We start from the raw sequence: 11671 nt of genomic DNA, 5'->3' as shown, positions 1-11671 counted from the left end.
CGGGGGCAGTCGGGGTCAGTCGGGGTCGGCCTGGACGAGGGCCCACACCGTCTTGCCGTGCGGCCCCCGGCTCCAGACGCCCCAGGCGGCCGCGACGCCCTCCACGAGGTGGAGTCCGCGGCCGGCCTCCTCCACGTCCCGCACGACCCGCAGCCGGGGTTCGACCCGGCCCTCGTCCGACACCTCGATGAGGCAGGAGCCGTCCGCGAGGGCGGTCACCGCCACCTCGAACTCCCGCTCCAGGAGCGGCCCGTGGCGTACGACGTTGGTCGCCAGCTCGGACACGAGCAGCACCGCGTCCTGGAGCGCCGGGTCGTCACTGCGGTGCCCCCAGTCGGCCAGATGGTCCCGGACCCGGCGCCGGGCGAGACCCACCGAAGCCGGGTGCCGGGGCAGCCGGAAGGAGTTGCGTCTGACCACGTCGGCTCCTCATCCCACACACGCCTCCGTCACATGGTGCTGCGTGTGGTGGCCGCCCGGCGTCACTCGGACAAAAGATCGAACAAAGGTCAACACCACGGCAGCGCGTCCGCTGCCGCGGAGCCGCCTCAGATCCAGTCCAGCGCCCACAGCCGGAACACGCCGGTGCCGTCCGTGAGGTAGGAGATGCCGCCGACGTCCTCGCTGCTCACGACGTACTCCTTGCGCTGCCACAGCGGGATCAGCGGCACGTCCTCGGCCACGTCCGACTGGAGGTCGCGGAAGTCGTCGTCGACACGGCTGCGGTCGGCGTACTGCTGGCTGCTGAGGATCAGCTGGTCGACGAGCTTGTTGCTGTAGCCGGTGTTCATGGTGGAGCCGCTGCCGACGAGCGGGGAGCCGAAGGTGTCCGGGTCGGGGTAGTCGGCGACCCAGCCGACGGCGTACGCGTCCAGCTTGCCGGTCGCCCAGCGCTTCTGGAAGTCGGTCCACTCGTAGCCCTTGACGTTCACCTTGAAGAGCCCGCTCGCCTCCAGCTGCTTCTTCAGCTCGGCGGCCTCCTCGGCGCCGGCACCGTGCCCGATGCCGTACCCGTAGGTGAAGGTGACCGGGAGGGAGACACCGGCGTCCACGAGGAGGGCCTTCGCCTTCTTGGTGCTCTGGGAGGGGTAGTCGTCGAAGAAGGACGTCGTGTGGCCGACGATGCCGGCGGGGATCAGCGAGTACAGCGGGTCGACCGTGTCGTCGTACACCGTGGCGGCCAGTTGTTCGCGGTTGATCAGCCAGGCCATGGCCCGCCGCACCAGGACGTCGTGCAGGGGCGTGCCCTTACGGGTGTTGAGGTACAGGTTGCGGGTCTCGGAGCTGTCCGCCTCCGACACCCGCTGGTTCGGGTCGCTGGCCGAGAGCCCGGAGAGCATCTTCGGCGGCAACTGGCGGGTGGCGACCTGGACCTGCTTCGCCTGGTACGCCTTCTGGAGCGCGTCCGAGTCGGCGTAGTACCGCAGCTCGATCGGGCTCCCGGTGTTCTTGACGGCACCCTTGTAGTGGCCGTTCGGCGAAAGGACCGCCTTCTTGTCCTTCGTATACGTCGTCAGGGTGTACGGCCCGGTGCCGTCGGCCTGGAAGCCGTTGCGCGGGGCGTCCTTCGGGTACTTGGTGCTGTCGACGATCGAGCCGGCGCCGGTGGCCACCTTGAACGGGAACGTGGCGTCCGGCGACGACAGATGGAAGGTGACGGTCATCCCGGAGGCGTCGACCGAGCCGAGCGTGGAGAGCAGCGACGACGGACCCACATCGGAGTTGATCTTCTTCACCCGGTCGAAGGAGTACTTGACGTCCTCGGCGGTCATCGAGCGCCCGCTCGGGAAGGTGAGCCCCTCGCGCACCACACAGCGGTACGTCCGCAGCCCACCGCCCACGAACGCGCAGCTCTTGGCCGCGTCCGGCACGGGTGCCGTACCGCCCGCGTCGAAGGTCATCAGCGACTGGAAGACGTTGCTGTACAACGCCCAGGAACCGGCGTCGTAGGCGGCGGCCGGGTCGAGGGACGTGACAGCGTCCGTCGTACCGACCGTGATCGTCTTGTTCTTGCTCCCGTCCGAGGGCAGCAACTGCCAGCCCCCGACTCCCACAACCGCCAGAACCAGCAGCGTCGCGAGAATCCGTATGCGAACCGACCGCATCGGTGTGCCCTCCCAAGGACCCTCCCGGGTCCCTCACCTGTGCCACTCCCCTAGTGGCGCGGATCACCTAACCACAGGAGTTTCATGTGGGGGAAGAGGGTTCTGCCGAGATGAGAAAGAACTTACCGACCGGTGTTAATTGCCCGTTTCACAGGCAACTCTCAGCCAGGCACCGAAGGGGGCCTTCACCGGCAACTAGGCCTGCTCCGAGGCCAGTTCGACGATCGTGATGTCCGACGGCGCCCCCACCCGCGTGGGCGGTCCCCACGCGCCCGCGCCCCTGCTGACGTACAGCTCGGTGTCGCCGTAGCGCTCCAGGCCCGCGACCGTCGGATTGGCCGCCGCCGCGATGAAGTTGCCGGGCCACAACTGGCCGCCGTGGGTGTGGCCGGAGAGCTGGAGGTCGACGCCGTGCTTCACGGCGTCGTGGATCTGCACGGGCTGATGCGCGAGAAGCACGCACGCGCGCGTGGTGTCACGATCGCCGAGCGCCTTCCCGAAGTCGGGCCCCTGCCCCTCGCTCTCGCCCTGGAGGTCGTTGACCCCGGCGAGGTCGAACCCGGGGAGTTCGGCACGGGCGTTCTCCAGGGGGTGGATTCCGAGCCTGCGGACCTCTTCCAGCCACTGTTCGGCGCCGGAGAAGTACTCGTGGTTCCCGGTGACGAAGTAGCTCCCGTGACGGGCCCTCAGCCCGGCCAGGGGTGCCGCGGCGGGCCCCAGGTTCTTGACGCTGCCGTCGACCAGGTCACCGACGACCGCGATGAGATCGGGCTGCGTCGAGTTGATCGTGTCGACGACCCGCTGCGCGAACCCCCGCCCCAGGACCGGCCCCAGGTGGATGTCACTGACGACCGCGATCCTGAACCCGTGCGCGGACCGCGGCAGCTTCGCCAACGGCACGGTGACCCGCTTGACACCCGGCCCGCGCAGCACGCCGTAGGTGCCGTATCCGACGGTCCCGACGGCGGCAGCGGCAGCCGCGCCCCCGACGGCCCGGGAGACGAAGAGACGGCGGGATGGGGCGGCGGGCCGCGGTTCTTCCGAGGCCGGGAGCCCGGTCTGTTCTACTGCCGTCCCGGCCTCGTCTACGGCCGCCCCGGCCCGCCCGCGCCGTTCGAGGAGCCGACGCAGCAGCGGCCGTAGGACCTCACCCGCGAGGACGGCCAGCAGCAGGTAGATCGCCAGGGCCATCCACAGGAAGCCGGGCCAGCCCAGGGCGCGTTGGAGCCAGAAGGGGGCGCCGCCGCGTTCGGCGGCCAGGGCCGCGATCATCAGGACCGGGCCGGCCACGAACACGGCCGTGCCGGTGACGCGGGCGGGGCCCCACGCGCGCGTGGTGTCGCGGACGAGGCGGCGCCAGACGTACCAGTGCGCCCCGCCGAGGACGGCGACCGCGACCAGGACGACGAGGGCGATGACGAGAACGGCCACTTCTTTATGACGTCTCGCGCAGTGCGCGCAGTCCACGCAACCCGAGGCCCCCGATGACCGTCCCCAATACGAAGGACACGACGGCCAGGGTCAGATGGACCCAGAAGTACGCCGTCGGGCGGCCGTCGTCGAAGGCCAGGCCGCTGCCGTCCGCGACGAGATTCTTGACGAAAGTGACCCAGATGATCCAGCTCCACACCCCGAAGGCGAGCAGGAACCAGGAGACGGGGCGGCTGAGCTTCATGAGTCCAGTATCGCCGTCGTCCCCGGGGGCCCGTGTCCGGGGTGGGGCCGCTGACGGGACTTCGGGTCCCCGGGCATGTACGTTCACGTGCGTGCCCGCTCCACTGCAGACCATCAGGCGACCCCTGCTGGTGCTTTCCGCCGTCCTGTCGTCCCTCGCGCTCACCGCGCCCGTCGCCCTCGCGGCTCCGAGTCCGACTCCCACGCCCAGTGCCACCCCGAGCGCCACCACAAGTGCCTCGGCCAGCCCTACGGCCACTCCCCCGGCGAACATGTCGTCGGTGGGCGGCACCCGTCTCGGCATGGCGGGGACGCAGGTCAATCTGACGTCGGGCGTCCCGGTGCTGCCGAAGGACGTGACCGCGCGGTCGTGGATCGTGAGCGACGCCGAGTCGGGCGCGGTGCTCGCCGCGCACAACGCGCACTGGCGGCTGCCTCCGGCGAGCACCCTGAAGATGCTGTTCGCGGACACCGTGCTGCCGAAGTTCCCGAGGACGACCGAGCACAAGGTCGTCGCGTCCGACCTGGCCGGCATGGGTGAGGGGTCCAGCCTGGTCGGGATAAAGGAGGGCGAGAGCTACACGGTCCGCGATCTGTGGCTCGGTGTCTTCCTGCGCTCCGGCAACGACGCGGTGCACGTCCTGTCGCACATGAACGGCGGCGTCGCCAAGACCGTCGCCGACATGAACACGCACGCCCAGGACCTCCAGGCGCTGGACACGCGCGTGGTGACACCGGACGGCTACGACGAGCCGGGGCAGGTCTCGTCGGCGTACGACCTGACGCTGTTCGCGCGTTCCGGACTGCAGAAGAAGGACTTCCGGGAGTACTGCTCGACGGTGAGCGTGAAGTTCCCGGGCGAGACCACGAAGGTGAAGGGCAAGTCGGTCCGCGGGACCTTCGACATCCGCAACACCAACCGGCTGCTGAGCGGTGACTCGGACGTGTCGGTGTACCCGGGCATCGCGGGCGTCAAGAACGGCAACACCACCAACGCGGGCGCCACCTTCACCGGAGTGGCCGAGCGGGGCGGCAAGGTGCTCCTGGTCACCGTCATGAACCCGGAGAAGGACGAGCACAACGAGGTCTACAAGGAGGCCGCGAAGATCCTCGACTGGGGCTTCCAGGCGGACGGGAAGGTGCAGCCGGTGGGTGAGCTGGTCGCGCCGAAGAACGCGGCTCAGGCGAGCGCACAGCCGGGTGCGACGGCCACCGGGGAGGCGGGCGGCGACACGTCGTCCACGAAGCCGGTCGCGTCCTCCTCCGCTTCGGCCGCCGAGGAGGACGGTTCGAGCGGGGTCGGGATCGCGCTCGCGGTCGTCGGCGGGCTGCTGGTGCTGCTGGCCGGCGGTGTCTTCCTGGTCAACCGGCGCTGGCCGCTGCCGGATCTGGTCCGTCGTCGCCCTCGTCCCTGACCTTGGGGTTCTCGGTCTCGTCGGCCGGGTCGTACACGTCCTCGGGGTCGTCCTTGCTCGGCGTCGCCGTCCAGGCGGCGCAGAACAGGACCAGCTTCGAGGTGAAGTTCATCCACAGCAGCAGCGCCACGGGGACGCCGAACGCGCCGTACATGCTCTTCGCGGCCACGCCCTGGATGTAGCCGCTGAGGAGCAGCTTCAGCAGTTCGAAGCCGATCGCGCCGATCAGCGCGGCCACGGACAGCCGGCGGCGCGGGGGTTCGACGCCGGGCAGCAGGGTCAGGACGTACAGCAGGAGCAGGAAGTCGGCGAGTACGGCGACGGCGAACGCCGCGATGCGCAGCAGGATGCCGCCCCAGCCGCCCTGGGCGATGCCGAGTTCGCCGTTGATCCAGTCGACCAGTGCGGAGGCGACGGTGGAGACGGCGATCGTCGCGAGGACGGCGCCGCCCAGGCCGATCAGCACTCCGGTGTCGATGAGTTTGCGCAGGAGGGGGTTCTCGTCGCGGTCGGGCAGTTCCCACACCGCGCGCAGGCACTCCCGCATCGAGCCGACCCAGCCGATACCGGTGAACAGCAGGACGGCACCGGCGATGAGGCCGATGGTGCCCGCGTTGTCGACCAGGGAACCGATGTTGAGCTGGTCGGAGATGCCCGGCACCTGCTCGGCGATCTTGTCCTGGAGTTCGTGCTGCTGATCGGTGCTCAGGGTGGCGGCGGCGATCGCGGCGGCCACCGTCAGCAGCGGGAACAGCGCGATGAAGCTGATGAACGTCATGGCTGCGGCGAGCTGCGACCACTTCACGCGGTCCAGCCGCTCGTACGACCGCCACGCGTGCGTGCGCATCAGGCGCGCCACCAGCGGCCCGATGAAGGGGAGCTTCTTCAGCCAGTCCATGATCCGATTCTGCCCTCGTCCACTGACACCGATGTGCGGGTGCCCCACGAACACGCACGCGTGGCGGCAGATTACGCGGCATCCGATTAATCGCCCATTTCAGGGAGGGCGCCGACGCCGTACGACCAACCGCCCATAAGCGGGCGATACGGTCACGGGCATGCGTCCTCCACAGTCCCTGCTCGTCCTCGGCGGTACGTCCCGGATCGCGCTGGCCACCGCCCGCCGGCTGATCGCCCGCCGCACCCGCACGGTATGGCTGGCGGGCCGCCCGTCGCCCGCCCTGGAGAGTGCCGCTTCCCAACTGCGTGCCCTGGGGGCCGAGGTCCACACCGTCGCCTTCGACGCGCTCGACCCCGACTCCCACGAGACCGTGCTCGGCAAGGTCTTCGCCGAGGGGGACATCGACTTGGTGCTGCTCGCCTTCGGCGTCCTCGGCGACCAGGCCCGGGACGAACGCGACCCGGCCGCCGCGGTGCGCGTCGCGCGGACCAACTACATCGGTGCCGTCTCGTCCGGCCTGATCAGCGCCCGCGCCCTGCAGAGCCAGGGCCACGGCTCCCTGGTGGTGCTCTCCTCGGTCGCCGGCGAACGGGCCCGCCGCTCGAACTTCATCTACGGCTCCAGCAAGGCGGGCCTCGACACCTTCGCGCAGGGGCTGGGCGACGCGCTGTACGGCACGGGCGTGCACGTCATGGTCGTACGCCCGGGACTCGTACGGTCGAGGACCATGTCCGACCCGAGGGCGGCCTCGCTCACGACCACCCCCGAAGCCGTCGCCGCGGCCATCGAACTGGGCCTGCGCCGGGGCTCGGAGACGGTGTGGGTACCGGGAGCGCTGCGCGTGCTGACGGCGGCGCTGCGGCACCTGCCACGGGAGCTGTTCCGGCGACTGACGGGCTGACCGAGGCCGATGGCCGACTACTAGTGGCTGGGGATCGTGCCGCGCTCGGTGTGGGCCGCCTGGGGCGGTACGACGGCCCCTCCGAAGGCGAACTCGCGCAGCTTGCGCCAGACGCCGTCGGGACCCTGTTCGTAGAGCGCGAAGCCGGTGCACGACCACTGGGCGCAGTAGTCGGCGAGCGCTTCGAAGGCGCGGTCCATCAACGCGTCGTCGATGCCGTGCGCCACGGTGACGTGCGGGTGGTACGGGAAGTGCAGGTCGCGCGCCATCGGCCCGGAGGCGGCCCGGATCTGCTTCTGCAGCCATGTGCAGGCGGCGCCGCCCTCGACCACCTGGACGTAGACGACCGGGGACAGCGGCCGGAAGGTCCCGGTGCCGGACAGCCGCATCGGGAAGGGGCGCCCGGAGGCGGCGACGTCGACCAAGTAGTCATCGATCGCCGACAGTTGGGCGGCGTCCACCTCGGTCGGCGGCAACAGCGTGACGTGCGTGGGGATGCCGTGGGCCGCAGCGTCGCCGAAGCCCGCACGCCGCTCCTGGAGCAGGCTGCCGTGAGGCTCCGGGACCGCGATCGACACACCGATCGTTACGGTCCCCACGTCGTCTCCTGTCGTCCTGTCGGTGGTGCTGTCAGTGGTCCTGGGTGGTGCTGTCAGTGGTCCTGATGGTGCGCGGGGCGGCCACGCGCGCGGCCATCCGGCTATCGACTGTACGGCCACGGCCGAGTTGTGGGCAGGCGCAACCGTAGTGATGTGCAGCGCTCTGTCCAGTGGTACGCGGTCGGTACTCGGACGCGGTCGTACGCCTCAGTGCTTCGCGGGCAGGAAGCCGACCCGGTCGTACGCCTGGGCGAGGGTCTCGGCGGCTACGGCTCGCGCCTTCTCCGCGCCCTTGGCCAGGATCGAGTCGAGCGTCTCCGGGTCGTCCAGATACTGCTGGGTGCGCTCCCGGAACGGCGTCACGAACTCGACCATGATCTCGGCGAGGTCCGTCTTGAGCGCGCCGTACATCTTGCCCTCGTAGCCCTGCTCCAGCTCGGCGACCGACTTGCCGGTGAGGGTGGACTGGATGGTGAGCAGGTTGCTGACACCCGGCTTGTGCTCGGCGTCGTAGCGGATCACGGTCTCGGTGTCGGTGACCGCGCTCTTGACCTTCTTGGCGGTCGCCTTCGGGTCGTCGAGGAGGTTGATGAGGCCCTTCGGGGTGGACGCCGACTTGCTCATCTTGATCGACGGGTCCTGAAGGTCGTAGATCTTCGCCGTCTCCTTGAGGATGTACGGCTTCGGGATCGTGAAGGTCTCGCCGAAGCGGCCGTTGAAGCGCTCGGCGAGGTCGCGGGTCAGCTCGACGTGCTGGCGCTGGTCCTCGCCGACCGGGACCTCGTTCGCCTGGTAGAGCAGGATGTCGGCGACCTGGAGGATCGGGTACGTGAACAGGCCGACGGACGCGCGGTCCGAGCCCTGCTTGGCGGACTTGTCCTTGAACTGGGTCATACGGGCGGCCTCGCCGAACCCGGTCAGGCAGTTCATGACCCAGGCGAGCTGGGCGTGCTCGGGGACATGGCTCTGGACGAAGAGCGTGCAGCGCTCCGGCTCCAGCCCGGCGGCCAGCAGCTGTGCGGCGGCGAGCCGGGTGTTGGCGCGCAGGTCCGCCGGGTCCTGCGGGACCGTGATCGCGTGCAGGTCGACGACCATGTAGAACGCGTCGTGGGACTCCTGCAGGGCCACCCACTGGCGGACGGCGCCGAGGTAGTTGCCGAGGTGGAACGAGCCTGCGGTGGGCTGGATTCCGGAGAGCACGCGGGGTCGGTCAGAGGCCATGTTCACCATTCTCTCAGGTCTTGGGGACCGGTCCGAAACGGGTCCGAAACGGGTCGGGGACGGATTCGGGACTGGTTCGGGACTGGTTCGGGTCCGGAACTGGTTCGGGTCCGGTTCAGGTCCGGTTCGGAGGAGATGCGACGCGGGTGGGAACCGATCCGCGTCGAGCGGTGTACCAGATGTGTGAAGACGCGGGAGGGGGGCCGCATCGTCGATGAGGCAGCGGTGATCGCACGTGTACGCGCCGGAGAGCCGGAGGCGTACGCGGAGCTGGTGCGGGCCCACACGGGCATCGCACTCAGGGCGGCCGCGGCACTCGGGGCGGGAGCGGACACGGAGGACGTGGTGCAGCAGGCCTTCGTCAAGGCGTACTGCGCGCTGGGCGGGTTCCGGGACGGTGCGGCGTTCAAGCCGTGGCTGCTGTCGATCGTCGCCAATGAGACGAGGAACACAGTGCGTGCGGCGGCTCGTCAGCGCACGCTCGCCGGCCGGGAGGCGGCGTTCGCGGAGGCCGAGCCACTGATACCGGAATCGGCGGACCCGGCGGTCGCCACGCTGGAGACGGAGCGCCGCGCGGCCCTGCTGTCCGCCCTGGAGCGGCTCAGCGAGGAGCACCGCCTGGTCGTGACCTACCGCTATCTCCTCGACATGGACGAACCGGACACGGCCCAGGCCCTGGGCTGGCCACGCGGCACGGTGAAGTCCCGGCTGAACCGCGCGCTGAGGAAACTCGGGCGGCTGCTGCCGGATTTCCGACCTCAGGAAGGAGGTGATGAGTGTGAGTGACGGACGGGAGTCGTACGGCGGGGAGCGCGCCGGTGCGGCGGGTGAGGGCCCCGGGCATCGGCGGGCGGGCCGCGAAGGGCACGCGGGTGCCTCTCGGTTGCCCGAGGAGTTGCGGGCGCTGGGGCGTTCGCTGGACACGCGGGGCGGTGATGAGGGCGCGGCCGCCGGGTCCGAGTCGATGGTCGAGCGGGTGCTGGCGCAGATACTGGCCGAGCAGATCCCGGTCCCCGTCCAGGAGACCGGGCCGAGCGGGGTCCGGGCACGGCTTCGCGGTGTGCGGCAGTGGACGCGGATGCGCCGGCGGGCGCTGGCGGCGGCCCTGTGCGGACTGCTGACGGTGCTCGTGCTCACGCCTCCGGTGCGGGCGGCGGTCTTCGACTGGTTCGGCTTCGGCGGGGTCGATGTGCGGTACGACCCGTCGGCGGTGCCCTCGGCCGGTGCGCAGGTGCCCGGGTGCGGGCGGTCGGTGACGCTGGCGCAGGCCCGTCATCGGGCGGGCTTCGAGCCCTTGGTGCCGGACGCGTTGGGCGTTCCGGACGCGGTGACGGTGACCGGCGAGCCGCAGGGGCGCTTTCTGGTGAGCCTGTGCTGGCGGGAGGGCGGTCACACGATCCGGGTCGACGAGTATCCGGCGCGGCTGGACGTCGGTTTCGCCAAGACCGTGCGCGAGCCGCCGGAGTGGCTGTCGCTGGGCGGGACCGCCTCGCCCGACGGCATACAGGACCCGGCGCTGTGGTTCGCGCGACCGCATCTGCTGAGCTTCTGGCTGGTGGACGCGGACGGGGACCGCTATACGCGGGAGGAGCGGACGGCCGGTCCGACGCTGCTGTGGACCCATGCGGTCGGCGGCGCTCCGGGCGGTGATCTGACGTTCCGTCTGGAGGGTGTGGCGTCGGAGCGGCGGGCTGTGGAGATCGCGAGGTCGGTCGACCGGGGTGAGTAGGGCAAGTGGTGCGTGCGGCACGAGTGGTGTGGGTGCGCAGGTGTGCATGCAGCACGGGCGGTGCGGGTGTGCAAGTGGCGCAAGTCTGCGAGTGGCGCGAGTAGTTCAGGTAGTGCGGGTGGGTTGGGAACCTCGGCGGGTCGAGCGGTGTACCAGAAGTGACAGGCGGCTCGCGGGCGGGCCGTATGGGGAGCGGCTGGTTGGGGGTTCGGGTGTCCGGAGGCGGAAGTGCGGGCGAGGTGGGCGGGAGTGCGGGCAAGGCGGGGAGGAGCGCGGGCCGCATTCGTGAACTGGCGGATCTGAGCGGGGCGTTGACGATGACCCTGGCCCTGATGGTGTGGGGTGCGTCGGGCGCGGCAGCGGGAGGGCCGACCAGCGTGCTGGTGACCTCACCGGAGAGCGGGCAGGCCAAAGCGCTGTACTACTCGGACGAACAGTACGGAAAGCTCCAGCAGTTGCTCGGTCCGGCGGGCAAGGGCGTCCGCGACAAGCCGCCCGAGGCCGATCCGGCCCACGCCCACCAGATCAACGTCACCTGGCTGGCGCACGACATATCGCCGTGGCGGATCGACCGGGTCTTTCCGGTCGAGTCCCGGACGCAGGCGGTCTGGATCCACACGGCGGCCGACGTGTCGGAGAACACGAGTCTGAACGGCTATTGGCACCGAGCCGGTCAACCCGCCCGACTGCGCGCCCTCTTCAAGCAGTTGGGCGTGACGGGCAAGGACGGCGGCGACGGCTACTCCGGCATCTTCCCGGCACCGTGGCAGTCGGCCGGGTCCGCTCCCAGCACCGTCGCACCTGACGCCGGCACGGGGACCACCACGGTGCGAGTCTCCCTGCCGGACAAGGACCGTGACACCGACTGGCGGTGGGCGATAGCGGGGGGGGGCGGCCGGAGCGGTACTGGCTCTGGTTCTACGGCACTTCGCCCCGCGGCTGCCGCTGGACCGGTGGCGGAAAGGGCGGGAGCCAGGCCCCAGGCGGGAGTTGCGGGACATGTGAGGGGCGGAGGAGACGAGGAGAGATGGCGAGGGGACGGATGGAACTCAGGAGGGGGCAGGCGGGGTTGCGAGGCCTGTGTCTCGTGGCGGGGCCGATGTTGATGGCCCTGACCGGGGCGGCT

General features: G+C 70.3%; 12 protein-coding genes. 5 read left to right on the top strand and 7 right to left on the bottom strand.

Going from position 1 to position 11671, the window contains the following annotated elements; all coding sequences use genetic code 11:
- Positions 1 to 15 precede the first annotated feature (15 nt).
- From ACIRRY_RS41785 to ACIRRY_RS41770, 4 genes are all read right to left on the bottom strand, one after another.
- On the bottom strand, positions 16 to 420 hold the full coding sequence (locus ACIRRY_RS41785; protein WP_403983857.1) for an ATP-binding protein: 405 nt from the start codon (positions 418 to 420) through the stop codon (positions 16 to 18).
- A gap of 128 nt (positions 421 to 548) precedes the next feature.
- Positions 549 to 2105, bottom strand: a complete 1557-nt coding sequence (locus ACIRRY_RS41780) for an ABC transporter substrate-binding protein (RefSeq protein WP_403983855.1) — start codon at positions 2103 to 2105, stop codon at positions 549 to 551.
- 195 nt (positions 2106 to 2300) lie between these two features.
- Positions 2301 to 3536: a metallophosphoesterase gene (locus ACIRRY_RS41775; RefSeq protein WP_403983853.1), complete on the bottom strand. Its 1236-nt coding sequence runs from the start codon at positions 3534 to 3536 to the stop codon at positions 2301 to 2303.
- A gap of 4 nt (positions 3537 to 3540) precedes the next feature.
- The gene (locus ACIRRY_RS41770) at positions 3541 to 3780 is read right to left on the bottom strand and encodes an SCO4848 family membrane protein (protein WP_200678791.1); all 240 of its coding nucleotides are present in this window, start codon (positions 3778 to 3780) and stop codon (positions 3541 to 3543) included.
- A 91-nt stretch (positions 3781 to 3871) separates the two neighbouring features.
- Between ACIRRY_RS41770 and ACIRRY_RS41765 the strand changes: the two genes are divergently transcribed.
- Entirely contained in the window at positions 3872 to 5194 is a 1323-nt protein-coding gene (locus ACIRRY_RS41765; protein ID WP_403983851.1) for a D-alanyl-D-alanine carboxypeptidase family protein, read from the top strand.
- Here the strand turns inward: ACIRRY_RS41765 and ACIRRY_RS41760 are convergent.
- On the bottom strand, positions 5142 to 6092 hold the full coding sequence (locus tag ACIRRY_RS41760; RefSeq protein WP_403983849.1) for a YihY/virulence factor BrkB family protein: 951 nt from the start codon (positions 6090 to 6092) through the stop codon (positions 5142 to 5144). The two genes, ACIRRY_RS41765 and ACIRRY_RS41760, sit on opposite strands and share 53 nt — an antisense overlap.
- Before the next feature lie 160 nt (positions 6093 to 6252).
- On the opposite strand from ACIRRY_RS41760, the gene ACIRRY_RS41755 reads away from it, so the two are divergent.
- Positions 6253 to 6996 (top strand): decaprenylphospho-beta-D-erythro-pentofuranosid-2-ulose 2-reductase, encoded by a 744-nt coding sequence (locus tag ACIRRY_RS41755; protein WP_403983847.1) that lies wholly within the window; start codon positions 6253 to 6255, stop codon positions 6994 to 6996.
- A 20-nt stretch (positions 6997 to 7016) separates the two neighbouring features.
- Here the strand turns inward: ACIRRY_RS41755 and ACIRRY_RS41750 are convergent, their stop codons facing one another.
- Both ACIRRY_RS41750 and trpS read right to left on the bottom strand, forming a co-directional pair.
- Entirely contained in the window at positions 7017 to 7595 is a 579-nt protein-coding gene (locus ACIRRY_RS41750) for a 2'-5' RNA ligase family protein (protein WP_403983845.1), read from the bottom strand.
- 207 nt (positions 7596 to 7802) lie between these two features.
- Positions 7803 to 8816 (bottom strand): tryptophan--tRNA ligase, encoded by a 1014-nt coding sequence (trpS, locus tag ACIRRY_RS41745; protein ID WP_403983843.1) that lies wholly within the window; start codon positions 8814 to 8816, stop codon positions 7803 to 7805.
- A gap of 225 nt (positions 8817 to 9041) precedes the next feature.
- Between trpS and ACIRRY_RS41740 the strand changes: the two genes are divergently transcribed.
- The 3 genes from ACIRRY_RS41740 to ACIRRY_RS41730 all read left to right on the top strand — a co-directional run bounded on the left by ACIRRY_RS41740 (position 9042) and on the right by ACIRRY_RS41730 (position 11651).
- A complete protein-coding gene (locus ACIRRY_RS41740) occupies positions 9042 to 9602 on the top strand; it encodes an RNA polymerase sigma factor (RefSeq protein WP_403983841.1) in 561 nt (186 codons plus the stop codon).
- Positions 9589 to 10545, top strand: a complete 957-nt coding sequence (locus ACIRRY_RS41735; RefSeq protein WP_403983839.1) for a hypothetical protein — start codon at positions 9589 to 9591, stop codon at positions 10543 to 10545. Before ACIRRY_RS41740 ends, ACIRRY_RS41735 begins: the two co-directional genes overlap by 14 nt.
- A 212-nt stretch (positions 10546 to 10757) precedes the next feature.
- A complete protein-coding gene (locus ACIRRY_RS41730) occupies positions 10758 to 11651 on the top strand; it encodes a hypothetical protein (RefSeq protein WP_403983837.1) in 894 nt (297 codons plus the stop codon).
- The last annotated feature ends 20 nt before the right edge of the window (positions 11652 to 11671 follow it).

It is taken from the genome of Streptomyces sp. NPDC101776 (assembly GCF_044766845.1).
GTDB lineage: Bacteria > Actinomycetota > Actinomycetes > Streptomycetales > Streptomycetaceae > Streptomyces.
The sequence above is the reverse complement of the archived record's forward strand: the minus strand, read 5'-3'. Positions and strand labels throughout refer to the sequence as shown.

Excerpts from the sequence above, each read along its gene's own strand:
- trpS (WP_403983843.1), bottom strand. The coding sequence starts at position 8,816 with ATGGCCTCTGACCGACCCCGCGTGCTCTCCGGAATCCAGCCCACCGCA.
- ACIRRY_RS41735 (WP_403983839.1), top strand. The coding sequence starts at position 9,589 with ATGAGTGTGAGTGACGGACGGGAGTCGTACGGCGGGGAGCGCGCCGGT.
- ACIRRY_RS41755 (WP_403983847.1), top strand. The coding sequence starts at position 6,253 with ATGCGTCCTCCACAGTCCCTGCTCGTCCTCGGCGGTACGTCCCGGATC.
- ACIRRY_RS41760 (WP_403983849.1), bottom strand. The coding sequence starts at position 6,092 with ATGGACTGGCTGAAGAAGCTCCCCTTCATCGGGCCGCTGGTGGCGCGC.
- ACIRRY_RS41780 (WP_403983855.1), bottom strand. The coding sequence starts at position 2,105 with ATGCGGTCGGTTCGCATACGGATTCTCGCGACGCTGCTGGTTCTGGCG.
- ACIRRY_RS41770 (WP_200678791.1), bottom strand. The coding sequence starts at position 3,780 with ATGAAGCTCAGCCGCCCCGTCTCCTGGTTCCTGCTCGCCTTCGGGGTG.